Source organism: Microbacterium sp. WCS2018Hpa-23, from assembly GCF_031843845.1.
In the GTDB taxonomy this organism is placed as follows: Bacteria; Actinomycetota; Actinomycetes; order Actinomycetales; family Microbacteriaceae; genus Microbacterium.
The window spans coordinates 702,817-728,076 of the sequence record NZ_JAVTIZ010000001.1 but is presented as its reverse complement, the minus strand read 5'-3'; the positions used below and the strand labels follow the sequence as shown (position 1 = coordinate 728,076).

Here is a 25,260-nt window from a genome sequence, read left to right as displayed (position 1 = left end):
GCATCCGTCGACACTTCCCAGGTGAGAGACACCGAACGGAAACAGGATGCCCGTGCAGACGAGTGATCAGAAATGGGTGGCGCAGGCCGCGACAGGTGACGAGAGCGCCTTCCGCGAGCTGTACCGCGCACATGTCAGACCGGTCTACTGGATCGCCCACGGCCTGCTCGGCTCACCCGCCGATGCCGAGGACGTGACCCAGGAGACGTTCGTCACCGCGTGGCGCAAGCTGCCGGGGCTCGAATTGCAGAGCGAGTCCCTGCTGCCGTGGCTCGCGACGATCTGCCGATTCCAGGCCGCGAACCGGCTGCGACAACGCAGACGCGACCAGGCGAACACGACGGATGCCGTCGATGACACCATCCCCTCGACGATCAGCGTCGAGGAGCAGGTGATCACCGGAGCCCTGGCGGCGCGGATCGCGGCAGAGGTGGGCACCCTGAGCGATCTGGACCGCGAGATCTTTCGCCTCTGCGCCGCAGAGGGTTATGCCTACCAGGCCGCGGCCGAGGAGCTGGGCGTGAGCCACGCGATCGTCCGGAACCGTCTCTCCCGAGTCCGCACCCGACTGCGCGATGCCGTGAAGGAAGCGAGCGACGCATGAACGACAAGACCACCTCCGACGATCTCCCCGAGCTCTCGGATGCCGCGGTGACCCGCATCGAGCGCGCGGTGTTCGCGGAGATCGCGACCGAGCGCCCCCGTGAGACCCCCGCGGCCGCCCGCTCCCGAGCGCGACGCCGCCGCTGGCTGACAGGCACCGGGATAGCCGCGGCCTTCGTCGTGGGCGTCCTGGTCACTCCCCCGATCCTCGGCATCGTGGGGGGCAGCGCCATGAGCACTGCAGGGGGCGGAGAGATTCCCACCGGCGTCGCCCTGGAGGACTCGCGGTCCGACTCCGTCGATCAGAGCGCACCCGGAGCCGCATCCGACTCGGCGGAGTCCTCGAGCCTGGTGCCGGGTGCCGTCGACGTCATCGACCGCGAGATCATCGCGACGGCGAACGCCACGGTGCAGGTGAAGGACATCGGCGACGCCGCCGCCGCGATCTCCGCACTCGCCGAGTCTCGTGGCGGTTACGTCGAGAGCACCGAGATCGGCCAGAGCGTCGCCGTCGACGGCACCTCGGAGCCTGCGCCCTCCGACCCCGGGTACGGCTGGATCAGCGTCCGCGTGCCCTCGGCCGAGCTCGCCGCCGTCATCGACGACCTCGCCGACTCGGGCGACGTGCTCTCGTCGTCGATCTCGAAGCAGGATGTCACCTCCACGGCGATCGATCTGCGTGCGCGCGTGGATGCCACCAGGGCATCGGTGCAGCGACTCACCGAGCTGATGTCCCAGACCGGGACGGTCGCGGAACTGATCGAGGCCGAGGTCGCGCTCACGGATCGCCAGGCGCAGCTCGAGTCCTACGAGCAGCAGCTCGCCTCTCTCGACGACCAGGTCGCCATGTCGAGCCTGCAGGTGCAGCTCACCCGCACGACGCCGCCGACGACCGCCGATCCGGCCGGCTTCGCAGACGGCCTCCTCGCCGGCTGGAACGGCCTCGTGGTGTCGTTGAACGCACTGGTCGTGGCAGTCGGCTTCATCCTGCCGTGGCTCGCCCTCGCCGGCGCGGTCGTGCTGGTGATCTGGCTCCTCCGGCGAGCACGGCGCACTCGTCTGGCAGTCAGCGAACCGCCTGCCGAGGACTGAGTCGCATCCTCCGAAAGGGCCGCCGCTCCCAGTGAGAGGCGGCCCTTTCGTTGTCTTTCCGGGGTATACAAGAAGTCTTGTGGAGAGTCGGAACCGGTTCTACCGTTACGTTCATGGAAGACATCTCGGTGATCACGGCGGTGCACCACCCTCTGCGCCGCCGCATCTACGACTACCTGCTGCTCTACGGCACCTCGCAGGTCACCACGCTCGCACGATCGCTCGGGAGCCAGGTCGGGAGCATCAGCCATCACCTGAGGATGCTCGAACGAGCCGGGCTCGTCGAGCGCGTCGAAGACCCCTCCGGCGACCGTCGTACCAGTTGGTGGAAGCTCGCTCGACGCGGGCTCACCTGGTCGGCGGAGGACTACATCGACTCCCCCGCAGACGCCCTGCTCGCGCGGGAGGCGCAGCGCCAGGGCATCCGGATGCAGATCCATCGCCTTCAGCGGTGGCAGCGCCGTCATGATGATCCCGCCTATGCCGCGTACGACGCCTCGAACACCGAGACGACCGCCTGGGCGTCTCCTGACGAACTCCGGGATCTGAGCGCGCGCCTTCTGCGCACGATGGAGGAATGGCGGGCCTCCGTCGACCTCGAGGACGGGCAGGAGCGCACGCCGATCTTCTTCTTCGCGCACGCCTTCCCGACGATGCCATGAGCGCCACGGCCGAACCCGTGCAGCTGTCGGAGCCGCCACCCTTCCGACGAGACCGCCGTGTGCACGCCTGGATCGGCGTCAAGGCGCTCTCCGACGCCGGGGATGCCCTGTGGACGATCGCCCTGGCCTGGACGGCCGTGCAGACGGCCTCGCCCGCGGTCGCCGGGCTCATCGTCGCCGCAGGGACGATCCCCCGGGCTGTCGTGCTGCTCTTCGGCGGGGTGATCGCCGACCGCTCCGATGCCCGGCGGGTGATGATCCTCTTCAACGTCCTGCGGGTCGGAGTGCTGGTCTCCGTGGCCCTCTGGGTCCTCGCGACCCCGCCGACCGTCGGCGTGCTGCTGTTCGCGGCGATCGCCTTCGGAGTCTGCGACGCGTTCTACGAGCCGTCGGCGGGAACCGTCGCGCGCCAGCTCGTACGCCCGGGCGATCTCCCCTCCTACGGTGCGCTCGCCCAGACCGCGTCGCGCCTCGGCACTATGACCGGCGCGGCGATCGGCGGCGTGCTCGTCGCCTACACGGGGCTCGTGGGCAGCGCGGCCGTCAACGCCCTCACATTCAGTCTCGTCATCGCCTTCATCGCGGTCTGGCTCCGGCCGCGCTTCCTGCTCGCCCGTGCGGCGAAGGAGTCCACCCTGCACGGCATCGCCCGCGGATTCACCCATCTCGGCAGCCACCCGACGACCCGCACCCTCGTCATCGCGCTCTCAGGACTCAACCTCGCTGTCGGTCCAGCGGTGGGGATCGGGCTCGCGCTGCGCGCGCACGACGAGGGATGGGGCGCCCAGGCGGTGGGACTGTTCGAGGCGCTGCTCGGACTGGGTGCGGCGCTCGGCGCCGTCTCGGTCGTGAAGTGGCGACCGCGAAGAGAGGCGTTCGCAGGCTTCTGGGCGCTCGTCGTGCAGGGAGCAGGGATCATCGCGCTCGGCTGGGGACCGGCGTGGACGGTCGCGACAGCGGCCTTCGTCATCGGCGCGACCGCGGGGTACGCCTCGGTGCTCCTGAGCGCCACATTCTCAGCCACGGTCGACACCGCCTACCTCGGCCGGATGGGCTCGATCACCCGTCTCGGAGACGACTGTCTCATGCCCGTCGCCATGGCGGGATTCGGTCTGCTCGCCTCGATCACGGCGGTCTGGGTGCCGTTCGCTCTCTTCGGCGGCACGATGATGGCGCTCATGGTTCTGCCGCTGAGCAACCGCACGTTCCGGCGGCTCACCCTCTCGCCGACGACCTGACCGCGCGCCTGCGGTCGCTCCCGTCGACAGTCTCCCGTCAGCGCTAGAGTCATCGGCATGAGCAGCGCCGCCACCGACTCGACGACCCGCACCGTCCCTGCGGGTCGCGATCTCACCCTCGATCTGGCGCGCGTCGTCTGCGTCGTCCTGGTCGTCTTCGTGCACATCCTGTTCACGGGTGTCGGCCGCGCGCCGGATGGAACGCTGCTGATCGAGCGCACCGTCGAAGCCCAGTCCTGGTTCACTGCGGCGTCCTGGATCGCGAACATCATGCCGCTGTTCTTCGTCGTCGGCGGATACGCGGCACGTGCCGGATGGCGATCGGCGTCGGCACGCGGAGACTCCGCGGAGGACTTCGTGCGCGTGCGCCTGCTGAGGCTCGCGCGCCCCGCGCTCCCCCTGTTCGTCTTCTTCACCGTCGTTCTCGGTGCCACGCGGTTGATGGGGGTCGATCCCGCGCTCGTCGACACGGTCGCGATCGGCGTCGGATCTCCGCTGTGGTTCCTCGCCGCGTACATGATCGTCCAGGCACTCGCCCCGGCGCTGATGCGGCTGCACGAGAGATTCGGCGCGTGGGTGCTTCTCGGCCTCCTCGCGGGCGCCGTGCTCGTGGACACGTTCCGGTTCACCGTGATCGGCGGGTTCCTCGGCATCCAGCCTGTCGCCGGAACGGGCTACGGTCTCGGGCAGGAGCTCTTCGGCATCCCGAACATCGTGTTCGTCTGGCTGTTCGCTCAGCAGATCGGGTTCTTCCTGTTCGACGGCTGGTTCGGTGCGCGCCGCTGGTGGCAGCTGATGCTGCTCATCGGCGCCGGCTACGCGGCGCTCTGGGGCCTCGTGTCGATGGGCGGATACTCGTGGAACATGCTCGGCAATCAGTGGCCTCCGACCACAGCCATGGTCATGCTCGCCGTCATCCAGGCCGCCGCCCTCACGCTGCTGCACGCACCCCTGACGGCGCTCATGAGGCATCGAACGGCCCAGGGCGTGGTCTTCCTGATCGGCTCACGACTCATGACCATCTACCTGTGGCATCTGCCGATGATCATGGTGCTGATCGGCATCCAGCTCGCACTCCCCTTCCCGCTCCCGGCACCCGGAAGCGCCGCCTGGTGGTGGACTCGACCGTTGTTCCTCATCGTCGTCCTCGCCGCCGTCTGGGTCCTGTCGCTCTGGCTGATCCGGTTCGAGAAGGCTCCGGCCGCGGGCCCGGCTCGTTTCTCGTCGAAGGCCGCCGTGGTCGCCGCGGTGCTGGTGTTCATCGCACCGATCATCGCCATCACCGCGTACGGCCTCGACTTCCCGCTCGCCGCGATCGCGCTCGGGTGCACCGGTCTCGCGCTGTGGTTGACGGGGGCGCGCCCGGGCGCGATCTGACCTCCGCGGCGGCCATGCGCTCCGAATACGACGAAAGCCCTCGGAGAACCGAGGGCTTTCGTGTGTTGTGTGACCCCAGCGGGATTCGAACCCGCGTTACCGCCGTGAGAGGGCAGCGTACTAGGCCGCTATACGATGGGGCCGTCTGGCGGAACGTTTCCGTGCCGCGACAACTGTTCAAGTATGCCACGACGATTCTCGCGTCGCCAAATCGAGCCCGACCCTGCTCGATTCCCGGGCGTGGCGCGGCCACTCGACGGTTTGCCAGGGACGCCCTGAAGGAGTTGACTCATCCCATGCGCGTCACGAAATTCGAACATGCCGCTCTTCGCATCCAGCAGGGCGATGACATCCTCCTCGTCGATCCGGGTTCGTTCACCGCTCCCCTGAACGATCTCGCCGGGCTCGTCGCCGTCGTCATCACCCATGAGCACCCCGACCATTGGACACCCGAGCACCTCGACCGCATCCTCCGCGCGGCTCCCGGCACGCCGATCTACGCACCGGCCGGCGTCGCGCGCGGGGCAGACGGGTACGAGATCTCGGTCGTCGCGCCGGGAGACACCGTGGAGGTCGGAGCGTTCTCACTCCGCTTCTTCGGCGGCACGCACGAGGTCATCCACTCGTCTCTCCCGACTGTCGAGAACGTCGGGGTGCTGGTGAACGACGAGTTCTACTACCCCGGAGACTCCTACGCCGTGCCCGAGGGCATCGAGGTCGGCACCCTCGCGGCTCCCCTCGGCGCTCCGTGGCTCAAGATCGGCGAAGCGATGGACTACGTCCTGGCCGTGAAGCCGCGTCGCGCGTTCGGCACGCACGACATGACGCTCTCCGTGGCGGGAAAGACGATGCACCGTCAGCGACTGCAGTGGGCGACCGAGCAGGGCGGCGGCGAGTTCTCGGTGCTCGAGCCGGGCGAGTCGCTCGACATCTGAGCATGGGCGACTCTCCCTCGGCCGAGTACTCGCTCGACGAGGACGGCGTCCGCGCGCTGCTCCGCGCGGCGGCGCCGCAGCTGGCCGATCTTCCGCTCAGTCTCTTCGCCGAAGGATGGGACAACGCGATGTGGAGCCTGGGTGCCGATCTCGTCGTGCGGGTGCCCAGGCGCGCTCTCGCAGTGCCGCTCATCGCGAACGAGCAGCGCGCCCTGCCCGAGATCGGACCGGCGCTGGCGGTGCTCGGCATCCGGACTCCTGCTCCCGTGCTCGCCGGCGCTCCGAACGACGTGTTTCCCCGGCCATGGTCGGTGATCCCCTGGATCGAGGGGTCGAACGCTCTCGCGTCGTCGCGGGTCGAGAACGCGTCTTGGGCACCACGGCTCGCAGAGGCGCTTCGGGCCCTGCACGCTCCGGCCCCCGACGACGCCCCGGTCAATCCCGTGCGCGGTCGGGAGCTGACCACACGCGACGGCGCCATGCGTCCTCGCCTCGATGCCCTCCCGCCCCGGTCTGCGTTGCGCGATGCCTGGGCCGGAGGGCTGGCGGCGACGCCGAGTGTCGAACGGGTCTGGATCCACGGGGATCTCCACCCCGGCAACATCCTGGTGCGCGAGGGCTCACTCGAGGCACTCATCGACTTCGGAGACGTCAGCGTCGGCGACCCGGCCTATGACCTCGCGTCGGCATGGATGCTCTTCGATGCGCCGGGACGCGAGGCGTTCCGGGCTGCGACACGGTCCCGCTACGACGACGCGACATGGGTGCGCGCGCGAGCGTGGGCCGCCTACATCGCGCTCGTGCTGCTGACGCAGAGCGACGACCGACCCGACCACTTCGCCGTGGGTCAGAGCACCGCCGAAGAGCTCGAGTCCGACTGAGCCTGCGCTGCTCGCACTCGAAGGTCCCGGTCGAGGTGATCGCGCTGCTCGACGACGAGACGTCGCAGAGCCGCAGCTGCCGAGGCGTTGTCGGCGATCCAGGCATCCACCGGCGCAAGGCTCGGCGCGGCAGGGAACAGCCCCACCACCAGGCGCCGCGCCAGTTCGATGCTCCGCTCCGACCACGCGTCGCCGATCCTTGCGAAGTACTCGTCGTCTAAGCCCGCGATCAGGTCGCGTCGTCCACCTGCGCGGAATCCGCTGATGACCGCGTCGAGATGATCGTTGCTGAGCGACGCGTCGTTCCACGCGTGCTCCCAGGCCTCGGCGCGCACGGCGGCGTCCGGAACCGATGCGAGGGCGCGGCGCGCGGCGGTACGGCCGCTCCCGGTGTCATCGGCCTGCTGCTCCGCCGCGATCTCCGCCACGCCGGCATGACCCGTCGTCACGAGAGCGGTCAGCAGCTGCCACCGGAGGTCTGGATCGACGACGAGCCCCTCGGGCGTCTCACCGTCGAGAAGCGCGCGGATGTCCCCGGCGCGTGCGTCGTCGAAGGCGGATGCCGCTGCGAGAGCGCGTGCCCACGAGAGCTGCGCGTCGCTGCCGGCATCCGCCGACTGGAGCGCGCTCCACGCCGCCTCCACCCACTGCTTCTGCTCCTGTGCCCTGTCGTCCTCGGCGACATAGTGCCGGATCGCGAACAGCGCGTTCGCGATCACGCCGCCCAGGAGGCCGATGTTCGACTCATGAGGTGCATGCGCCCGCACGATCGACGTGTACCGCGTCGCGGCGAGCTCTCCGTCCCTCGTGGCGTTCCAGAGAGACGACCAGATGACCGCTCGCGCGAGCGGATCCTCGACGGCGGACAGCGAGTTCTGCACGGTCGCCAGCGATGCGCCATCGAGCCGCACCTTGGCGTAGGTGAGGTCGTCGTCGTTGAGCAGCACGAGGGAGGCGTCAGGCAGCTCCACTGGAGTCCGCTCGTCGTGGATGTCGAGCGCGATCTGGTCGCGGCGCACGACGCGGCCGTCGATGTCGTCGTAGAGACCGATGCGCAACCGGTGCGGGCGCGGGTCCGTCTGCACGAGCACGGATGCTCCGTCGGCATCCTTCTCGATCCAGAGCGTCGAGACTCCGGTGGTCTGCAGCCAGGCGCGCGACCACTCGGACATGTCGCGGCCGGACACCGCGCTGAGCTGCACGAGGAAATCGTCGAGTGTCGTGTTACCGAACGCGTTCTGGGCGAAGTACCTGCGCGCGCCGTCGAAGAACGCGCCATCGCCGACGAAGGCGACCAGCTGCTTGAGCACGGCCGCACCCTTGGCATAGGTGATCCCGTCGAAGTTCAGCTTCGCCGCTTCGAGGTCGGTGATGTCCGCGACGATCGGGTGGGTCGTCGGCAGCTGGTCCTGCTGGTACGCCCAGGCCTTGCGGTTGGCGGCGAACTTCACCCAGGCGTCGTGGAAGCGCGTCGCGACTGCGGACGCGTGTGAACCCATGTAGTCGGCGAAGGACTCCTTGAGCCACAGGTCGTCCCACCACTTCATGGTCACGAGGTCGCCGAACCACATGTGAGCCATCTCGTGCAGGATCGTGTTCGCCCGAGCCGCCCGCTGGGCGTCCGTCGCAGCGCCGCGAGAGAGATAGGCCTCGGTGAAGGTGACGAGTCCAGGGTTCTCCATCGCACCGAGGTTGTACTCGGGGACGAAGATCTGGTCGTACTTGCCCCAGGGATACGGGTACGCGAAAGCATCCGTGAAGAAGTCCAGGCCCTGACGCGTGATCTCGAGGATCTCGTCGGACTCGAGGTACTGCGCGAGCGACTGTCGCGCGAACACACCGAGCGCGATGCGCTGATCATCACGCGCCCACTCCCCCTCGACTCGGGCATACGGCCCGGCCGCCACGGAGGTGATGTAGCTCGAGATCGGCAGCGTCGGGGCGAACTCGACGCGCTGCACTCCGACGCCGGCGTCGACGGCTGCAGCGGACTGGTTCGAGAGGACCTCCCACCCTGCCGGCGCGTCGATCACGAACGTGTAGGGAGCCTTGATGTCGGGCTGCTCGAAGCACGCCATGACGCGCCGCGAGTCGGCCGGCTCGTACTGCGTGTAGAGATAGGTGCGGTCATCGACAGGATCGTGGAAACGGTGCAGCCCCTCACCCGACCGGCTGTAGGCCCCGACCGCCTCGACGCGGATCGTGTTCGAGTCCGCGAGATCGCGCACGGCGATCCGGGCGCCGTCGTAGACGACCTCCTGCTCGACGCCGTTGACGACGAGCCGCTCCACCCTCTCGCCGATGAAGTCGAGCCAGGTCGACGAGGTCGTCGATGCGAAGTCGAGCGTCGTGACCGTCGGGAACCCACTGCGAGCCCGCTCGGGCGCTCCGGTCAGATCGAGTTCGACGCGGATGCTGCGAACGGAGATGGCGGCGGATCGCGCCGCGGTCTCCTCTCGAGTGAGGTTGGCGGTGTGCATGTCTCCCATCCTTTCATCCGGCACCGAAGACCACGATCCACCGCGCCTGCGTTGCATTATGCAACAGACAGGTCTAGAGTTGCAGTATGCAACAATTCGACGAGACGGACGCACGAGGTCAGGGCAGCGCGACGGTACTGCGGTCCCTGCTGGCGATCACCCGCCGGGGTCTGGTCGATGCCCGGTCCGGAGAGACGCGACTCTCGATCACCGACCAGTCGATCGTGATGGCCATCGCCGATGAGCCGGGCATCCGCTCGACGGACATCGCGCAGATGTTCCGACTCAACCGTTCGACGGTGTCCCGGCAGCTGTCGTCCCTCATCGCCCTCGGGCTCGTGCAGGAGATGCCTGCGACGGCGGGACGCGGGCGCCCGCTCGCACTCACCCCCGGGGGCGAAGAAGCCTTCCGTGGAACGCTCGACACGCTGCAGCACGTGATCGACACCCATCTCGCGCACTGGTCGGACGCGGAGGTGTCGCGCTTCGCGCACGACCTGCAGCGCTTCGACCGCGGCGACGCCGCATCATGACCCCGGCCCACAAGGCCATCAGAGAAGGAAGAGAAATGAAGAACATCACCGTTCTCGGCACCGGCGTCCTCGGATCGCAGATCGCGTTCCAGACCGCCTTCCACGGATTCGACGTCGTCGCGTACGACATCGATCAGGCAGCGCTCGACCGTGCTGCCAAGCGTTTCGAAGCGCTCGCCGCGCGCTACGTCGCAGACGGCGTCGAGAACGCGGCTGACGGTGGCGCGCAGACGGCCGTCGGCCGCATCCGCCTCACCTCCGACCTCGCGGATGCCGCTGCGAAAGCCGACCTCGTGATCGAGGCCGTCCCGGAGAGCCTGGAGCTCAAGCAGGGCATCTACCGCACCCTTGCGGACGCGGCACCCGCGACGACGATCTTCGCGACGAACTCCTCGACTCTGCTGCCGAGCGCCCTGTCGGAGTCCACCGGCCGGCCGGATCGCTTCCTCGCACTGCACTTCGCGAACGAGATCTGGTCGCACAACACCGCGGAGGTCATGGGCACGCCCAATACCGACCCTGCCGTCTACGAGAAGGTCGTGGAGTTCGCCACGCAGATCGGCATGGTCCCGATCCAGATCAAGAAGGAGAAGGCCGGATACCTGCTGAACTCCCTCCTCGTGCCGTTCCTCGAGGCGGGCGCCGAACTCCTCGTCGACGGGATCGCCGAGCCTGAGGCGATCGACGCGACCTGGCGCATCGGCACCGGTGCTCCCGCCGGCCCGTTCGAGATCTACGACATCGTGGGTCTGACCACGGCCTACAACATCTCGCGCATGGGCGGCGAGAAGCAGCAGCGCTTCGCCGATCTGCTCAAGGAGCAGTACATCGACAAGGGCAAGCTCGGCGTCGCCACCGGCGAGGGCTTCTACACTTACCCGCGCGAGAGCTGAGCCGTCGTCAGCGCCCGAGCAGCCTGCGGATCGCGGTCTCGGGTGACACCGTGAGATCGAGGGTGCGGCCTCGCGCGTAGAGACGGAACACACGCGGGTCGATGTAGCTTCCTCGCGCCACCGCGAGGGTGTTGCCGAGCGCCGAGGCCGTGGCCTGCACTGCCAGGCGCTCGGCACGCCGCCGCTCGTTCTTCGTGTCGAGCCGACCGATACGCGCCAGCGCATCAGCGGCGAGGATGGTGCCGTGCAGCGTACGGAAGTCCTTCGCCGTGAAGGCGGCTCCCGCCACCTCGCGCAGATAGTCGTTGACCTCGCCCGACGTCAGGCGCACCCTCCGCCGCCCCTTCCGGTATGCCAGTAGAGGCGCGCGCGGGGACCCGACAGAGAACTCCGACAGAGCCTCGGCCAGCGGAGCGTCGGTGATCTCGATCGACGCCAGCTGCTTGCTCTTGGCGGGAAAGCTCAGGGCGACCGTGCTTCCGTCGATACGGACATCGCGGCGTCGAAGCGTGCTGAGGCCACGACTGCCGTGCTTCACGAGGTAGCGCTCCGAACCGATCCGCAAGGCGGCGTCGTCGAGCAGCCGGAAAGACACCGCGAGTGCGCGTCCGCGTGTGAGACCGGACTCCCCGATCGCGCGCGTCACCTTGGCCCTGGCCGCAGGCAGCGCCTCGGCCAGCCGCAGCGCGCGGGCGAACTTCCGCTGATCCCTCCCTGTCCGCCACAGCGGATGGTAGAGATACTGCCGCCTTCCCGCGTCGTCGGTGCCGACAGCCTGGATGTGCGCCAGCGGATCGGCGGCGATCCAGACATCCGTCCACGCCGGCGGGATCGCGAGGTCATGGATCCGCTCACGATCGGCCTCCGACACCGTCTCATCGCCGGCATCGAGGTAGCGGAAGCCCGACCCCGAACGTCGACGACGGATACCGGGTTCTTCTCCGGGCACGACTCTTCTGAGTGCCATCCGTCTGACTCCTGTCGGCAGTGTGGGCTCGTGTGCGACCACGATGCCGCGACCGACCCGGCGCGTGAAGGGCATGGCGCTGCGGGGAGGCGACCTGCTAAGCGAACCCCACGGATTGTCGACCGGTACATAGGTCTGCCATTCTCTTGACTATGACGATGTCACTCGAGGAATTCCGTGAGTCCCTGACCAGATCCGATCTGCGCGGCGCCCTCGGGTTACAGCTCACCGACATCGAGGCGCAGCAGGTCGCGGCCGATCCCGCGTCGACGCAGAGCTGGTACTCCTACTGGCTCACCACGATCCCGACTCCCCCGCCGCCTGCGCCGGCGTCGGACGAGACGCCGCCCCCGGCATACGACGCACCGCCTCCCGCGTACAACGCGCTGCCTCCCGCGTACAACGCACCGCCTCCCACATACAGCGCGCCGCCGCCCGCGTACGTAGGTGCTCCGGGTTCCGAGCAGGCTCAAGATCCTGCGTACGCCGCGACGGCTCCGTACCCGGGCTACGAGGGTGCCGCTGGCGCAACAGCGGTCTACCCCGGATTCGCTCCGGCGGCCGACGCCGAACCGCGCAAGAAGAGCAGGGTCGGGCTCTGGGTCACGCTGTCGATCCTCGGCGCCCTGCTGCTGATCGCTGCCGTCGTGGTCGTCGTGGCCTTCACGACCGCCCGGCACTGGACCAAGACCGACGTCCCCGAGAAGCCGGAGACGTTCCACAGCGAGGAGTACGAAACCGGACGCTACGACGTCTCGATGGACGCCGTGAACCCGTGCACGGTCAACCAGGACTGGACGGACTGCACGAACCTCATGGTCGCGACCTACACGGCAGCCTGCGTCGGCGTCGAGCTCACCGAGACGGCCACACTGCTCTGCACCGACTACAGCGGAGCGATCGACGAGATGAGGGCGCTGGACGGCGACGGATACTACGTGGCCACCCTCGGCAGCTACGGCAATCTCACCCGCACACCGGAGATGGACACACGCCAGGTCTCGAACGACGACTACGAGCCCGCGGTGACCCATGAGGCCGTGTGCTATCTCGAGTTCATCGGAGAGTGCGAGTAAGAAGCCTGCCGGATACGACAAAACCCCCGCTCTCGCGGGGGTTTTTGTCTTGCTGGGGTACCTGGACTCGAACCAAGAACAACGGAACCAGAAACCGCCGTGTTGCCAATTACACCATACCCCAAGGGCGAAACCGGAGCCTCGCACCGAGAGTCAAGCCTACCCGAGCCTCGGCCCGAATGCCAAAACGCCGCGCTCCGTCCGGGCGCGTCGCCCCTGATCGCCGCTGCTGCATGACCACCGCTATCACGACCGCAAGAGGGAGAGCACCCTTTCGGAGGCTCTCCCTCTTCACTGCCGCTCGACCTCAGTTCGCGAGGAACTCCGAAAGAGCACGAAGTCGTCGCAGAGACTCGTCCTTGCCCAGCAGCTCCATCGACTCGAACAGCGGCGGCGAGATCCGACGGCCGGTGATCGCGACGCGCGGCGGACCGTAGGCGATCCGCGGCTTGAGCTCGAGCTTCTCGACCAGAGCCTCGGCGAGGGCCTCCTGGACCTTCTCCGGAGTGAAATCGGCCACCGGCTCGAGCGCTGCGACACAGGCGTCGAGCACCTCGGCCGCGTTGGCGGGGAGCCCCTTGAGCGCGTCGGCGTCATAGGACACGTCGTCGGTGAACAGGAAGCCCACCATCCCGGGCACCTCACCCAGCAGCTGAACGCGCTCCTGCACCAGCGGTGCGACGCGGAACGCCATCACGAGCTGCTCGTGCGTGGGCTCGTCGAAGAGTCCTGCGGCCGCGAGGTACGGGATCGTCCGCTCGGCGAAGTCCTTCTCCCCCAGCGTGCGGATGTGGTCGCCGTTGATCGACTCGGCCTTCTTCTGGTCGAAGCGGGCCGGATTCGGGTTGACGTTCACGATGTCGAACGCCTCGGTGAACTCCTCGAGCGAGAACACGTCGCGATCGGGACCGATCGACCAGCCCAGAAGGGCCAGATAGTTCAGCAGCCCCTCGTGGATGAAGCCGCGGTCGCGGTGCAGGAAGAGGTCTGCCTGCGGGTCGCGCTTGGACAGCTTCTTGTTGCCGGTCTCCCCCAGCACCAGCGGCATGTGGGCGAAGCGCGGCACGAACGTGGTGACGCCTGCCTCGATGAGCGCGGCGTAGAGCGCGAGCTGACGCGCCGTGGACGGCATCAGGTCTTCACCGCGGAGCACGTGCGTGATGCCCATGAGGGCATCGTCGACCGGGTTAACGAAGGTGTACAGCGGGATGCCGTTGGGCCGCACGACCACGAAGTCGGGGAACGACCCGGCCGGGAAGGTCACCTCGTCACGGATGAGGTCGACGTAGGTGAGGTCTTCTTCTGGCACGCGGAGACGAAGCGCGGGCTGACGTCCCTCGGCCCGGAATGCGGCCTTCTCCTCGTCGGTCAGGGTGCGATCGAAGTTGTCGTAACCGAGCTGCTTCGCGCGGCCGGCGGCCTCGTTGCGGGCGTCGATCTCCTCGGCCGTCGAGTAGCTCTCATAGAGCGCACCGGTGGCGAGCAGCTTGTCGATGACGCCGCGATAGATGTCATGACGCTCGGACTGCCGGTACGGGGCGTGCGGTCCGCCGACCTCGACGCCCTCGTCCCAGTCGATCTTGAGCCACGTGAGCGCATCGACGAGCTGGCGGAAGCTCTCCTCGCTGTCGCGGGCGGCGTCGGTGTCCTCGATGCGGAACACCATCTTCCCGCCCGTGTGGCGGGCGTAGGCCCAGTTGAAGAGCGCGGTGCGGACCATGCCGACATGCGGCAGTCCGGTCGGCGAGGGGCAGAAGCGGACGCGGACGTCGGCGCCGCTGGCGGTCGTGGTGAGGGGGTGCGGAGTAGCCATATCCCTCCGATTCTAGTTGCCGGTGCGGCACTCCACAGGGGCTCACGGCGGGGGCGGTGAAAGGCGCGACCGGGGGTCACTGTGGGTAACAGTCACTCACCGTGGGAAACAACCCGCGTTCCGTCCCGACCTGCTCCTATCGTTGCCGCAACGCCGGAGGACGGGCGGACACCGAACCCACACGGAAGGGCAACAACGTGACATTCACGGATGCAGTGACGACGGATGCAGTGACGGAAGGTCTCGGCTATCGATGGCGGGACGCAGCAAGACCACAGAGCAGCGCCGACTGGCTCGACCGAGCACAGGAGGTGGCGGACATCCTCGCAGCGGACGCCATCGACCGTGATCGGGCGAACGCGACGCCACGAGCCGAAGTCAGGCTGTTGAAGGAATCGGGGTTGGTGACGCTGTTGGGTCCCCGGGCGCACGGCGGCGCCGGTGAGAGCTGGGACACGGCGTACCGGGTGATCCGCACCGTAGCGAGAGGCGACGGCTCGATCGGTCAGCTGCTCGGCTACCACTACCTGTGGGCATGGGCCGCGCGGCTCGTCGCCACGGACGACCAGATCGCCGCCGTCGAAGAGCTGTACACGACGAACGACTTCCTCTTCGGCGGCGCCGTCAACCCTCGGGATTCCGATCTCGTGATCCGAGAAGACGGCGACGACCTGATCTTCTCCGGACGCAAGTCGTTCTCAACGGGCGGGCAGGTCTCGGATCTCACCGTGCTCGAAGGCATCCTCGAGGGCACCGACACCCACGTCTTCGCCATCGTCCCCACCGTGCAGGAGGGGATCGTGTTCGCGGATGACTGGGACAACCTGGGTCAGCGCCTCACGGAGTCGGGCTCGGTCGAGATCCGCGACGTGCGCGTCCCCTGGGCGTCCGCTGCGGGATTCGTCGACAAAGAGTTCCAGCCGCTCACCTACAACACGTTGAACGTACCGGCCATCCAGCTCGTGTTCGCGAATTTCTATCTCGGCATCGCACAGGGCGCTCTCGAGACGGCGTCGGCCTACACGCGCACCACGACGCGCCCCTGGCCCTACGGCGGAGACGACAAGCAGCACGCGACGGACGAGTGGTACCTGCTCGAGGGCTATGGCGAGCTCGCGTCGAAGCTGTGGGCCGACGAGGCGCTGCTGGACGCCGCGGGTGCGGAGATCAGCGCCGTACTGCATGCGCCCCGCGAAGATCTCACAGCGCGACGACGCGGTGAGATCGCTGTCCGGATCGCAGCGGGAAAGCTCCGGATCGTCGACGACGGCTTGGAGGTCGCCACGAAGGTCTACGAGTTGACCGGGGCACGCGCATCGGCGAATGCGGTCGGACTCGACATCTTCTGGCGCAACCTGCGCACGCACAGCCTTCATGATCCGATCGCGTACAAGAAGCGCGAGGTCGGCACGTACGTGCTGAAGAACGAGGTGCCCGAGCCCACCTGGTACACCTGAGCGGTCTGACTTCTCACCCTCGGTGTCGCGCCGACACAGGCGGACGCGGCACCGGGGAGTCCGTACGTCACCGCATACTTCAGCGGTTCAGAGGCTCGGCCGCATCGCGTCGGGCGGGTCTCAGCGACGCGAGCGGATCGCCATGGCAGCGGAGTGCTCCAGCGGGACGCGACCGTCGACGGTCCGCTCGGAGCACACCGCGTCGAAGGCCGCTCGGAACGCGGCGCGGTTCGACCCGTCGAGCGCACGGTAGAACTGGCCGGCTCCCCCGACACCGCCTTCTGCGGAGACCCACAGGGCTTCGACACCGGCGGACCAGGTCCACGTGATCTCCGACACTCGAGTGCCCCTCCAGCCCGCGTCGTCCAGCATCCGTGCGAAGCCGTCCACCGTCCGCTCGAAGTCCTGCTCCGGGGGCAGTCGCTCCCCCGCCGACGGTGTGAGTCCCGCCCGGTCGCAGACCTCACGCCACAGCCACGTCGGCGAGTTCGTCCAGACGGTCGCCACCACGACGTCGGCCGACACTCGCGAGAGCTCTCGAGCCGCCCTCCGCGGTTCGGCGACGTGATTCAGCACGAAGTTGGCGACGACCGCGTCGAAGACGCCGTCGTGAAACGGCAGCTGCGGCAGCGCACCGTCGACCACGGGGATCCCCGCGTGCTCGTGTACCGCAATCTCCCGCATCGTCGGCTCCGGCTCGCATCCGGTGACGTTCCAGCCGGCGCCCGCGAACGCCGCGGAGAGCGATCCTGTGCCGGACCCCACATCGAGAAGGGAGCGTCCACGCGCTTCCCCGAGCTCGTCGAGCACGAAGCCTGAAGTCCCGACACACAACGCGGCGTATGAGTCCGCGTATGCGCGCCCCGTGCCCGCCCAGTCCTTCATCGCGCTCGGGAGCGGGCGAGCGGCGAGAGCGCGACGATCGCGATCACCAGCACGGATGCCGCGATGCCGAGGCCCGCGTACTGATAGTTCGACAGGATCACTCCGGCGAGCACCGCGCCCGCCGCAGCCGACAGGCTCATCAGAGAGTCGCTCCGACCCTGTCGTCGTGTGCGCAGCTCGGGCGCGCTCGATTCGGTGAGAAGCGCCGCCCCGGCGACCGTGGCCGCACTCCATCCCAGGCCCAGCAGGATCAGCGCGACCATCACGCCCCACTCCTGATCGTTCACGAAGACGGCGAAGGCGAGAGCGCCGCCCAGGAGCGCCTGTCCCAGCAGCACCACCCGCAACCGTCCCCAGCGGTCCGCGAGGATGCCGAAGAGCGGAGAGAGCGCGTACATGCCGCCGACGTGCAGAGCGATCGTGATGCCGACGAGTGCCGAGACATCAGCCGGCGTGGGTGCCATGCCCTCGCTGCCATGCGCCATGTGCGCGAGGTGCACGGGAGTCATCGCCATGACGGATGCCATCACGACGTGCGAGCCGGCGACCGCGAAGATCGCGTATCGAGCCACCAACGGACGATCGACCGACACCTGCCCGGTCACCGCTGCCGCTGCTCTGGCGAGGCCTTGAGCTGCGAGAAGCGGATCGGGCCGCAGCGCGATCAAGTAGAGGATGAGCGCCGCGCACTGGGCGACGAACGAGAACACGTAGGAGCCGGTCTGCGGCGGCATGCCGATGGCCTCGCCGACGATCTCCCCCGGCCCCAGCAGCAGTGGTCCTGCCACGCCTCCGATCGTCGTCGCCCACACGACGATCGAGAGATCGCGCCCTCGGTGCTGCGGGGCGGCGAGATCCGTCGCGGCGAAACGGGACTGGAGGTTTCCGGCATTGCCCGCGCCGATCATCAGGATGCCGACCAGCAACAGCGGGAACACGCGCAGCGACGCGGCCAGGATCACCACGGCGATACCGACGAGGGCGAACAGGTTGCCGAGGGACAGTGCGCGCCGTCTGCCGACCCTGGCGGCCAGACGGGCGAGCGGGATCGCACACAGCGCCGCACCGAGGGTGACCGACGCCGTGGCGAGGCCCGAGAGCGCGTCGCTCCCCGAGAGGTCGGCGGCGAGCAGCGCGCCGAGCGACACGGTCGCTCCGAAGGCGATCCCGCCGAGCACCTGTCCGAGTGACAGCACCAGGACGGTGCGTCGCTGGACGGCTGCCTGCTGGGTCGCCGTCAGCGCGACCACGGTCATGAAGCGCGCACGGCGTCGCGCACGGTGTTGCGCAGGATCCCCAGTCCGGTGATCTCGACCTCGACCGTGTCACCGGCGTCGAAGGTGCCGACACCCGCGGGCGTGCCCGTCAGGATGACGTCGCCGGGCAGCAGGGTGAACACGGCTGACGCATGCTCGATGATCGCTGCGACGGAGTGGATCATGTCGGTGAGCGGCGCCTTCTGGCGGACCTCTCCGTTCACCCTGGTCTCGATCGTCGCGACCGACGGGTCGAAGTCCGTGCTGATGGTGGGGCCGAGGGGGCAGAACGTGTCGAAGCCCTTCGCACGCGACCACTGGCCGTCCTTGCGCTGCAGGTCGCGGGCCGTGACGTCATTGGCGATCGTGTACCCGAGCACGTGGTCGAGAGCATTCGCCTGGTTCACGTTCTTGGCCACCTTGCCGAGTACGACGGCGAGCTCGCCCTCGTACTCGGTCTGGTCCGAGATCGACGGGCGCACGATCGCATCGCCAGGGCCGATCACCGCGGTGTTGGGCTTGAGGAACAGCAGGGGCTCCTCAGGGGCCGCTCCCCCCATCTCGGCGGCATGGTCGTGATAGTTCTTGCCGACGCAGACGATCTTCGAGCGCGGGATCACCGGCGCCAGGATGACCGCGTCCGCGATCGGCACGCGATCGCCCGTCGGCTCGTACCCGGCGAAGAGCGGATCGCCCGAGAGGACGACGAGGTCGGTGTCATCGACGATCCCGAAGAGGATGGCGTCGTCATGGCTGAATCGGGCGATCTTCATGGCATCCAGCCTAGCCAGCGTCACGGACGACGAGACCCCGTCGTGCGGAGTTGGCGCGACGGGGTCTCGAGAGTTCGCTGAGGCGGTCAGGCGTCGAGGCGCAGGAGCCAGCCGTGCCTGTCTTCGCGACGGCCGTACTGGATGTCCGTGAGTTCTTCACGCAGCGACAGAGCGAGCTCGCCCAGCGGCTGCGGCTCGTCGAATCCTTCGCCCACCAGGGCGCCGATCGGCGTCACGACAGCGGCGGTGCCGCAGGCGAAGACCTCGACGATGTCGCCGGACGCCACGCCCTCGCGCCACTCGTCGATCGAGATCGGACGCTTCTCGACCGTGTAGCCGCGGTCTTCCGCGAGCTGCAGCAGGGAGTCCCGCGTGATGCCCTCGAGGATGCTGTCGGACTCGGGCGTGACGACTCGGCCATCCTTGAAGACGAACACGACGTTCATGCCGCCGAGCTCCTCGACATTGCGCTCCTCGTTGAGGAACACGACCTGGTCGCAGCCTTTCGACGACGCCTCGCTCTGAGCCAGCAGACTCGACGCGTAGTTGCCACCCGTCTTGGCCTTGCCTGTGCCACCCTTGCCCGCACGCGCGTAGTCCTCGGAGAGCCAGATGCGCACGGGCTTCACGCCGCCGCTGAAGTAGGCGCCTGCGGGGCTCGCGATCACGTAGTAGGCGACCTTCTGCGCCGCGCGGACACCGAGGAAGGCCTCCTTGGCGAACATGAAGGGGCGGAGGTACAGGCTCTGATCCTCACCGGACGGCACCCAACGTCCGTCGACCTTGACGATCTCACGCAGGGACTGGATGAAGTACTCGGTCGGCAGCTCCGGCAGCGCGAGGCGGCGGGCGCTGGCCTGCAGACGGGCGGCATTGCGATCGGGACGGAAGGTGTGAATCGATCCGTCGGCGTGACGGTAGGCCTTGATGCCCTCGAAGATCTCCTGCGCGTAGTGCAGCACGGATGCTGCGGGGTCGAGCGGGATCGGTCCGTACGGCTGCACGCGCGGGCGGTGCCATCCGCCCTTGACGGACCAGCAGATGTCGACCATGTGATCGGTGAAGACCACACCGAAGCCCGGGTTCTCGTGAACCTCGGCAACGCGACCGGGCGTCGCAGCGGTCAAGTTCTTCGTCACAGCGAACTCCAGCGGAGCCACGGTGGTCTCGGCGTCGATGGTCGTCATCTCATCATCCATTCCTCGTGCGGCGCGCAACCTCGCGCCGTCTCAGCCTACGCCTGTCGCTCAGAGCAGAGCGGTGATCGCGGAGCCGACCTCCGCTGTGGTGCGCGCCCCTGTGCGAGACGCGATGTCGGACTCGACGGCGGCGCTCACGCGAGCAGCCTCTTCGGTGAGCCCGAGGTGGTCGAGCAGCAGCGCCACCGACAGGATCGCGGCGGTGGGGTCGGCCTTCTGCTGCCCCGCGATGTCGGGGGCCGATCCGTGCACCGGCTCGAACATCGACGGGAACGCGCCTGCGGGGTTGATGTTGCCCGAGGCGGCGAGTCCGATTCCGCCGGTGACCGCTCCCGCGAGGTCGGTGAGGATGTCGCCGAACAGATTGTCCGTGACGATCACGTCGAAACGAGAGGGGTCGGTGACCAGGAAGATGGTCGCCGCATCGACGTGCAGGTAGTCGACGGCGACGTCGGGGTGCTCGGACGCGACCTCGTTCACGATGCGCTGCCAGATCGCCCCCGCGTGCACGAGCACGTTGGTCTTGTGCACGAGCGTGACCTTCTTGCCGCGCCGCTCGGCGAGGTCGAAGGCGTAGCGCACGACCCTCTCGACGCCGAAGGCGGTGTTGACCGACGTCTCATTGGCGACCTCGTGAGGGGTGCCCTTGCGGATCGCGCCGCCGTTGCCGACGTAGGGGCCTTCAGTGCCCTCTCGGACGACGACGAAGTCGATGTCTCCCGGGTTCGCGAGTGGCCCCGCAGCTCCGGTGAAGAGCTTCGAGGGACGCAGGTTCACGTAGTGGTCGAGCGTGAAGCGGAGCTTGAGCAGCAGCCCGCGCTCGATGTTCGCGTCCTTGAGCCGGGGGTCGCCGGGCGTGCCCCCGACGGCTCCGAGCAGGATCGCGTCGTGCTCCGAGATCGCCTGAAGGTCATCGTCGGTGAGGGTGTCGCCCGTCTCGAGGTACCGAGCGGCGCCGAGCGAGAAGCGGGTCTTGTCGAATGTCACCTCACTGGATGCGGTGACCGCATCGAGGACCTTCTCGGCCTCGGCGACGACCTCTGGGCCGATTCCGTCACCGGGGATGACAGCCAGCTTCACGACACGCGACATGACACTCCTTGCATCGGGATGAACCGGCCAGCGCTCGGGCTGATGCCGAGCGGGCCGGTTCTCCCAGCGTACTGGTCAGTGCGTGGGGGTCTTGCTCAGTGTGACGGCCGCGATCAGGCCCGCCAGCACGACGAGCCCCGCGCCGATGAGCGAGGTCACCAGGACGCCCGAGCCGAAGGCTGCGGATGCGGCATCCCAGAGCGCATCGCCGAGCTGTGCCGGCAACTCCTGGGCGGCGGTGTAGGCGCCGGCGAGCGTCTCCTTCGCCGCGTGCGCCGCATCTGCCGGTATGCCCGGCGGAATGACCAGCGCCCCGCGGTAGAACGCGGTGATCAGGCCGCCGAGCACCGCGGTGCCGAGCACAGCACCGAGCTCGTACGCCGTCTCGGACACCGCGCTCGCGGCCCCCGCCTTCTCTGCGGGCGCGCTGGAGAGGATCAGCTCGTTCGAGATCGTCTCCGCCGCGCCGATGCCGATGCCGAGTACCACGAAGGCGATGATCAATGGCGCGACACCGTGATCGGAGGTCGTGAACGCGACGAGCAGGTATCCGGCGAGGGAGAAGACGAGCCCTGCCGGCACCAGGATGTGCGGGCGCACCCGACGCGAGACGGGCACCACCGAGAGTCCGGCCACGATCATCGCGATCATTCCGGGCACGAGTGCTGCGCCGGCCGCCATCGGCGAGAGACCGAGGACCAGCTGGAGATGCTGCGACACGAAGTAGAGGAAGCCCACGAGCGCGACGACGCTCAGCAGGTTCACGAGAATCGCTCCCGAGAAGGAGCCCCGGCGGAACAGCGCCATGTCGAGCATCGGCACCTCGGCATGCAGCTGTCGCCGCACGAACAGGTAGCCCATCACGATGCCGAGCAGCGCCCAGGCGCCGGCCGTGAGGCTCGGTCCTTCGACCGCGAGCGACTTGATCGCGTAGACCACGGGGATCATCGCGGCCATCGACAGCACGATGCTGACAATGTCGATGCGACCGGGGTTCGGGTCGCGACTCTCGGGCACGAGCAGCGGCGCGGCGATGAGAAGCGGGATGAGCACGGGCACGGCGATCAGGAACACCGATCCCCAGTCGAAGTGCTCGAGCAGGAACCCGCCCACGATCGGCCCGAGAGCGGAACCGGCGGAGAACGCCGACGCCCACACGGCGATCGCGAGGCGACGCTGGTCCCGGTTCTGGAAGATCGAACGCAGGAGCGACAGAGTCGACGGCATCAGCATCGCGCCGAAGAATCCGAGAAGGGCGCGGGCGGCGATCAGCAGGCCGGCGGTCGGGGCGAAGGCCGCGAGGGCCGACACCGCGGCGAAGCCGGTCGCGCCGATCAGCAGCATCCGCCGACGTCCGAAGCGGTCGCCGAGGGTGCCCATGGTCACGAGGAGTCCGGCCAGCACGAGCGGGTAGACGTCGATGATCCACAGCTGCTCGGCGCCCGTGGGCGCGAGCGCGATCGATATCTCGGGGAGCGCGAAGCTCAGCACCGTGTTGTCCACCGACACCAGGAGCACCGGCAGCATGAGGACGACGAGCGCCGCCCAGCCTCGGGCTCCGACGCGGGGAGCATCCGTCTCTGTCGTCGGGATCGACGCAGTACGGGTCATGGAACACCTCTCAGGATCACGGCGGCTTCGTTACTAAACCGTCCAGATGGTATAGTAACAGAATCGTCACACTGCCGCGCTACTGTGATGCAAGACGAACAGAGGACCCCGATGCCCCGACCTCCCCTGGCCCGAGAACGCGTTCTCGACGCCTTCGAAGCGATCGTCATCGAAGACGGTGAGCGCGCAGCCACCCTCGACGCGACAGCCAAGGCCGCCGGCGTCTCGAAGGGCGGGCTGCTCTACCACTTCGGATCGAAGGAAGATCTTGCCGCAGGGCTGATCGAACGCCTCGACGCGCTCACGACGGCGGATCTCGAGCGCATGACGACGGCCGAAGAGGGGCCGGTGGCGTACTACGTGCGCACCTCCGTCATGGAGGACGACGCGCTGGATCGCGTGCTGATCGCTGCGACGCGACTCGCCCAGGGTGGCTCAGCCCCGGCAGCCGACGCGCTCCGCAGGAACCGAGACCGGTGGGAGGACACGATCCGCCCCCATGTGCGGGATGCCGCGAGCCTCGACCTCGTGATGCTGCTGAGCGACGGGCTCTACTTCAACAACTCGCTCGACGTGCACGGACCGGAGCGACTGGTCCCCCGCAGCGACGAGCTCTCGGACCTGATCGCTCTCGTGCTCCGCGCGACGGCACCCTGACTCCCGGCTCCACACGCAGAAAGCGGGAGGGCCGCCTTTCGGCCTGCCCTCCCGCTCCGCTGATCCGGGTCTGCGCTGCTCAGACCTCGGTGATCTCGATCTGACGGAAGAGATCTGCGTCGATGGATCCGCGCAGGTCGTCGAGCAGGTCGTCCGGCACCGGCGAGTCCAGCGTGAGCACGCTGAGCGCCTGGTCTCCGGCGCCGAGACGCGAGATCTGCATGCCGGCGATGTTGATACCGGCGTCACCGAACTTCTGACCGTAGACCGCGACGATTCCGGGGCGGTCGGTGTAGAGCATCACGACGTGGTGCTTCTCGATCGGCAGCTCGAGCGCGTGGTCGTTGATGGCGACCAGCTTCTCGGCCTGCTTCGGGCCGGTGAGCGTGCCGGACACCGAGAGCTGCGAACCGTCGGAGAGAGCACCGCTGAGGGTGATGACGTTGCGGTACTCGTCGCTGACGTCGTCCTTGAGGAGGCGCACTGCGATGCCTCGCTGATCCGCGAGCAGCGGTGCGTTGACGTACGAGACCGTCTCGCTGACGATGTTCGTGAAGACGCCCTTGAGGGCGGCGAGCTTGAGAACGCTCACGTCATAGTCGTTCAGTTCACCGTGCACCTCGACGTCGAGGCTCGTGAGCGGCGACGTCGCGAGAGCGGCGAAGATCTGCCCGAGCTTCTCGACGAGCGAGATACCGGGGCGGACGTACGGGTCGATCACGCCACCCGCCACGTTGACGGCATCCGGCACGAGGTCACCGCCGAGAGCCAGGCGCACCGAACGGGCCACGGAGACGCCGGCCTTCTCCTGCGCCTCCTCGGTGCTCGCTCCGAGGTGCGGGGTGACGACGACGTTCGGAAGGTCGAGGAGCGGACGCGCCGTGCCGCCCTCGGCCGGGGGCTCGGAGGTGAAGACGTCGAGGCCGGCACCGGCGATCTCACCCGCGACGAGGGCTGCGTGCAGTGCCTCCTCATCGATCAGTCCGCCACGAGCGACGTTGACGACGAACGCCGTCGGCTTCATGGCCTTGAACTGCTCGGCACCGATCATCCCGGTGGTCTCGGGCGTCTTGGGCATGTGGATCGTGAGGAAGTCGGACTCGGCGACGAGCTCGTCGAGCGTCAGCAGCTGGACACCCAGCTGCTGGGCACGCGCCGAGGTGACGTAGGGGTCGTAGGCGACGACGCGCATGTCGAAGGCGGCGAGGCGCGCGGCGACGAGAGCGCCGATGCGGCCGAGGCCGACGATGCCGACGGTCTTCTCGATGAGCTCGGCCCCGGTGAAGGAGCTGCGCTTCCACTGACCTGCCGACAGCGACGCGTGCGCGGCGGGAATGCGACGGGCGAGGCTGAGGATGTGACCGACGGTGAGCTCTGCGGCGGAGACGATGTTGGACGTCGGCGCGTTGACGACCATGACACCGGCGGTCGTCGCCGCCTTGATGTCGACGTTGTCGAGGCCCACACCTGCGCGGGCGACGACCTTCAGCTTCGGCGCGTGGGTCAGCGCCTCCTCGTCGATCTGCGTCGCCGACCGGATCAGCACGGCGTCGGCATCCGCGAGCGACGCGAAGAGCGCCTCGCGGTCGGTGCCGTCGACGGTGCGAACGTCGAAGTCGGGACCGAGGGCCTCGATCGTGGCGGGTGAGAGAACTTCGGCGAGGAGCACGACGGGCTTCGGCACAGGGATCCTTCGGGGCAGCGCGACAGGGGGCCGATGCGCCGCACACCGTGGGGGCGCGATCACCTCAACTGTACCCGAGCGGCTCCGCTGCTCCGT

General features: G+C 68.1%; 22 protein-coding genes and 2 tRNA genes. 12 read left to right on the top strand and 12 right to left on the bottom strand.

Features of this window, described 5'->3' with window-relative positions:
• The first annotated feature begins 46 nt into the window (after positions 1-46).
• The 5 genes from RQG77_RS03395 (at position 47) to RQG77_RS03375 (ending at position 4,972) form a co-directional block, all read left to right on the top strand.
• Positions 47-604 (top strand): RNA polymerase sigma factor, encoded by a 558-nt coding sequence (locus RQG77_RS03395; protein WP_311243426.1) that lies wholly within the window; start codon positions 47-49, stop codon positions 602-604.
• Entirely contained in the window at positions 601-1,695 is a 1,095-nt protein-coding gene (locus RQG77_RS03390) for a DUF4349 domain-containing protein (RefSeq protein WP_311243425.1), read from the top strand. The genes RQG77_RS03395 and RQG77_RS03390 overlap by 4 nt, the downstream gene beginning before the upstream one ends.
• Positions 1,696-1,808: 113 nt before the next feature.
• Positions 1,809-2,357 (top strand): helix-turn-helix domain-containing protein, encoded by a 549-nt coding sequence (locus tag RQG77_RS03385; RefSeq protein WP_311243424.1) that lies wholly within the window; start codon positions 1,809-1,811, stop codon positions 2,355-2,357.
• Positions 2,354-3,595: an MFS transporter gene (locus tag RQG77_RS03380; RefSeq protein WP_311243423.1), complete on the top strand. Its 1,242-nt coding sequence runs from the start codon at positions 2,354-2,356 to the stop codon at positions 3,593-3,595. The genes RQG77_RS03385 and RQG77_RS03380 overlap by 4 nt, the downstream gene beginning before the upstream one ends.
• A 57-nt stretch (positions 3,596-3,652) precedes the next feature.
• Positions 3,653-4,972: an acyltransferase gene (locus tag RQG77_RS03375; protein WP_311243422.1), complete on the top strand. Its 1,320-nt coding sequence runs from the start codon at positions 3,653-3,655 to the stop codon at positions 4,970-4,972.
• A gap of 70 nt (positions 4,973-5,042) precedes the next feature.
• On the opposite strand, the gene RQG77_RS03370 is transcribed toward RQG77_RS03375, so the two are convergent.
• Positions 5,043-5,115, bottom strand: a tRNA-Glu gene (locus RQG77_RS03370).
• Positions 5,116-5,268: 153 nt separating this feature from the next.
• Here RQG77_RS03370 and RQG77_RS03365 point away from each other — a divergent pair.
• Entirely contained in the window at positions 5,269-5,907 is a 639-nt protein-coding gene (locus RQG77_RS03365) for an MBL fold metallo-hydrolase (protein WP_311243421.1), read from the top strand.
• Positions 5,908-5,909: 2 nt separating this feature from the next.
• Positions 5,910-6,788, top strand: a complete 879-nt coding sequence (locus tag RQG77_RS03360) for an aminoglycoside phosphotransferase family protein (protein ID WP_311243420.1) — start codon at positions 5,910-5,912, stop codon at positions 6,786-6,788.
• Here the strand turns inward: RQG77_RS03360 and pepN are convergent.
• Positions 6,755-9,268 carry an aminopeptidase N gene (pepN, locus tag RQG77_RS03355; RefSeq protein ID WP_311243419.1) on the bottom strand — a complete coding sequence of 838 codons (2,514 nt, stop codon included), beginning with the start codon at positions 9,266-9,268 and terminating at the stop codon, positions 6,755-6,757. The genes RQG77_RS03360 and pepN overlap by 34 nt on opposite strands.
• Before the next feature lie 86 nt (positions 9,269-9,354).
• Between pepN and RQG77_RS03350 the strand changes: the two genes are divergently transcribed.
• Together RQG77_RS03350 and RQG77_RS03345 are read left to right on the top strand one after the other, a co-directional pair.
• Positions 9,355-9,801 (top strand): MarR family winged helix-turn-helix transcriptional regulator, encoded by a 447-nt coding sequence (locus RQG77_RS03350; RefSeq protein ID WP_311243418.1) that lies wholly within the window; start codon positions 9,355-9,357, stop codon positions 9,799-9,801.
• A 35-nt stretch (positions 9,802-9,836) separates the two neighbouring features.
• Positions 9,837-10,694, top strand: coding sequence for a 3-hydroxyacyl-CoA dehydrogenase (locus RQG77_RS03345; protein ID WP_311243417.1), 858 nt, complete (start codon positions 9,837-9,839; stop codon positions 10,692-10,694).
• 7 nt (positions 10,695-10,701) lie between these two features.
• Here the strand turns inward: RQG77_RS03345 and RQG77_RS03340 are convergent, their stop codons facing one another.
• Positions 10,702-11,661: a DNA topoisomerase IB gene (locus tag RQG77_RS03340; protein ID WP_311243416.1), complete on the bottom strand. Its 960-nt coding sequence runs from the start codon at positions 11,659-11,661 to the stop codon at positions 10,702-10,704.
• A 158-nt stretch (positions 11,662-11,819) separates the two neighbouring features.
• On the opposite strand from RQG77_RS03340, the gene RQG77_RS03335 reads away from it, so the two are divergent.
• A complete protein-coding gene (locus tag RQG77_RS03335) occupies positions 11,820-12,737 on the top strand; it encodes a hypothetical protein (protein WP_311243415.1) in 918 nt (305 codons plus the stop codon).
• Positions 12,738-12,789: 52 nt separating this feature from the next.
• On the opposite strand, the gene RQG77_RS03330 is transcribed toward RQG77_RS03335, so the two are convergent.
• Together RQG77_RS03330 and gltX are read right to left on the bottom strand one after the other, a co-directional pair.
• Positions 12,790-12,861: transfer RNA gene (locus tag RQG77_RS03330), tRNA-Gln, on the bottom strand.
• Positions 12,862-13,044: 183 nt separating this feature from the next.
• Entirely contained in the window at positions 13,045-14,550 is a 1,506-nt protein-coding gene (gltX, locus tag RQG77_RS03325) for a glutamate--tRNA ligase (protein ID WP_311243414.1), read from the bottom strand.
• A gap of 197 nt (positions 14,551-14,747) precedes the next feature.
• On the opposite strand from gltX, the gene RQG77_RS03320 reads away from it, so the two are divergent.
• Positions 14,748-16,007 (top strand): acyl-CoA dehydrogenase family protein, encoded by a 1,260-nt coding sequence (locus RQG77_RS03320; RefSeq protein ID WP_311243413.1) that lies wholly within the window; start codon positions 14,748-14,750, stop codon positions 16,005-16,007.
• A gap of 120 nt (positions 16,008-16,127) precedes the next feature.
• Here the strand turns inward: RQG77_RS03320 and RQG77_RS03315 are convergent, their stop codons facing one another.
• From RQG77_RS03315 to RQG77_RS03290, 6 genes are all read right to left on the bottom strand, one after another.
• The gene (locus RQG77_RS03315) at positions 16,128-16,892 is read right to left on the bottom strand and encodes a methyltransferase domain-containing protein (protein ID WP_311243412.1); all 765 of its coding nucleotides are present in this window, start codon (positions 16,890-16,892) and stop codon (positions 16,128-16,130) included.
• Complete coding sequence (locus RQG77_RS03310) at positions 16,889-18,148, bottom strand: MFS transporter (protein ID WP_311243411.1); 1,260 nt, start codon at positions 18,146-18,148, stop codon at positions 16,889-16,891. The genes RQG77_RS03315 and RQG77_RS03310 overlap by 4 nt, the downstream gene beginning before the upstream one ends.
• Positions 18,145-18,921: a fumarylacetoacetate hydrolase family protein gene (locus RQG77_RS03305; protein WP_311243410.1), complete on the bottom strand. Its 777-nt coding sequence runs from the start codon at positions 18,919-18,921 to the stop codon at positions 18,145-18,147. Before RQG77_RS03305 ends, RQG77_RS03310 begins: the two co-directional genes overlap by 4 nt.
• A gap of 86 nt (positions 18,922-19,007) precedes the next feature.
• A complete protein-coding gene (locus RQG77_RS03300) occupies positions 19,008-20,108 on the bottom strand; it encodes a branched-chain amino acid aminotransferase (protein WP_120493376.1) in 1,101 nt (366 codons plus the stop codon).
• 60 nt (positions 20,109-20,168) lie between these two features.
• Positions 20,169-21,212, bottom strand: coding sequence for a 3-isopropylmalate dehydrogenase (locus RQG77_RS03295; protein WP_311243409.1), 1,044 nt, complete (start codon positions 21,210-21,212; stop codon positions 20,169-20,171).
• Positions 21,213-21,287: 75 nt separating this feature from the next.
• Positions 21,288-22,823, bottom strand: coding sequence for an MFS transporter (locus tag RQG77_RS03290; RefSeq protein ID WP_311243408.1), 1,536 nt, complete (start codon positions 22,821-22,823; stop codon positions 21,288-21,290).
• 111 nt (positions 22,824-22,934) lie between these two features.
• Between RQG77_RS03290 and RQG77_RS03285 the strand changes: the two genes are divergently transcribed.
• Entirely contained in the window at positions 22,935-23,480 is a 546-nt protein-coding gene (locus tag RQG77_RS03285) for a TetR/AcrR family transcriptional regulator (RefSeq protein ID WP_311243407.1), read from the top strand.
• Between the two features lie 79 nt (positions 23,481-23,559).
• On the opposite strand, the gene serA is transcribed toward RQG77_RS03285, so the two are convergent.
• Complete coding sequence (serA, locus tag RQG77_RS03280; RefSeq protein ID WP_311243406.1) at positions 23,560-25,164, bottom strand: phosphoglycerate dehydrogenase; 1,605 nt, start codon at positions 25,162-25,164, stop codon at positions 23,560-23,562.
• Between the last annotated feature and the right edge of the window lie 96 nt (positions 25,165-25,260).

Excerpts from the sequence above, each read along its gene's own strand:
- RQG77_RS03360 (WP_311243420.1), top strand. The coding sequence starts at position 5,910 with ATGGGCGACTCTCCCTCGGCCGAGTACTCGCTCGACGAGGACGGCGTC.
- RQG77_RS03285 (WP_311243407.1), top strand. The coding sequence starts at position 22,935 with ATGCCCCGACCTCCCCTGGCCCGAGAACGCGTTCTCGACGCCTTCGAA.
- gltX (WP_311243414.1), bottom strand. The coding sequence starts at position 14,550 with ATGGCTACTCCGCACCCCCTCACCACGACCGCCAGCGGCGCCGACGTC.
- RQG77_RS03350 (WP_311243418.1), top strand. The coding sequence starts at position 9,355 with ATGCAACAATTCGACGAGACGGACGCACGAGGTCAGGGCAGCGCGACG.
- RQG77_RS03315 (WP_311243412.1), bottom strand. The coding sequence starts at position 16,892 with ATGAAGGACTGGGCGGGCACGGGGCGCGCATACGCGGACTCATACGCC.
- RQG77_RS03290 (WP_311243408.1), bottom strand. The coding sequence starts at position 22,823 with ATGACCCGTACTGCGTCGATCCCGACGACAGAGACGGATGCTCCCCGC.
- RQG77_RS03365 (WP_311243421.1), top strand. The coding sequence starts at position 5,269 with ATGCGCGTCACGAAATTCGAACATGCCGCTCTTCGCATCCAGCAGGGC.
- RQG77_RS03380 (WP_311243423.1), top strand. The coding sequence starts at position 2,354 with ATGAGCGCCACGGCCGAACCCGTGCAGCTGTCGGAGCCGCCACCCTTC.
- RQG77_RS03295 (WP_311243409.1), bottom strand. The coding sequence starts at position 21,212 with ATGTCGCGTGTCGTGAAGCTGGCTGTCATCCCCGGTGACGGAATCGGC.
- RQG77_RS03395 (WP_311243426.1), top strand. The coding sequence starts at position 47 with ATGCCCGTGCAGACGAGTGATCAGAAATGGGTGGCGCAGGCCGCGACA.
- RQG77_RS03385 (WP_311243424.1), top strand. The coding sequence starts at position 1,809 with ATGGAAGACATCTCGGTGATCACGGCGGTGCACCACCCTCTGCGCCGC.
- RQG77_RS03390 (WP_311243425.1), top strand. The coding sequence starts at position 601 with ATGAACGACAAGACCACCTCCGACGATCTCCCCGAGCTCTCGGATGCC.
- RQG77_RS03300 (WP_120493376.1), bottom strand. The coding sequence starts at position 20,108 with ATGACGACCATCGACGCCGAGACCACCGTGGCTCCGCTGGAGTTCGCT.
- pepN (WP_311243419.1), bottom strand. The coding sequence starts at position 9,268 with ATGCACACCGCCAACCTCACTCGAGAGGAGACCGCGGCGCGATCCGCC.
- RQG77_RS03375 (WP_311243422.1), top strand. The coding sequence starts at position 3,653 with ATGAGCAGCGCCGCCACCGACTCGACGACCCGCACCGTCCCTGCGGGT.
- RQG77_RS03310 (WP_311243411.1), bottom strand. The coding sequence starts at position 18,148 with ATGACCGTGGTCGCGCTGACGGCGACCCAGCAGGCAGCCGTCCAGCGA.
- RQG77_RS03345 (WP_311243417.1), top strand. The coding sequence starts at position 9,837 with ATGAAGAACATCACCGTTCTCGGCACCGGCGTCCTCGGATCGCAGATC.
- RQG77_RS03305 (WP_311243410.1), bottom strand. The coding sequence starts at position 18,921 with ATGAAGATCGCCCGATTCAGCCATGACGACGCCATCCTCTTCGGGATC.
- RQG77_RS03335 (WP_311243415.1), top strand. The coding sequence starts at position 11,820 with ATGTCACTCGAGGAATTCCGTGAGTCCCTGACCAGATCCGATCTGCGC.
- RQG77_RS03340 (WP_311243416.1), bottom strand. The coding sequence starts at position 11,661 with ATGGCACTCAGAAGAGTCGTGCCCGGAGAAGAACCCGGTATCCGTCGT.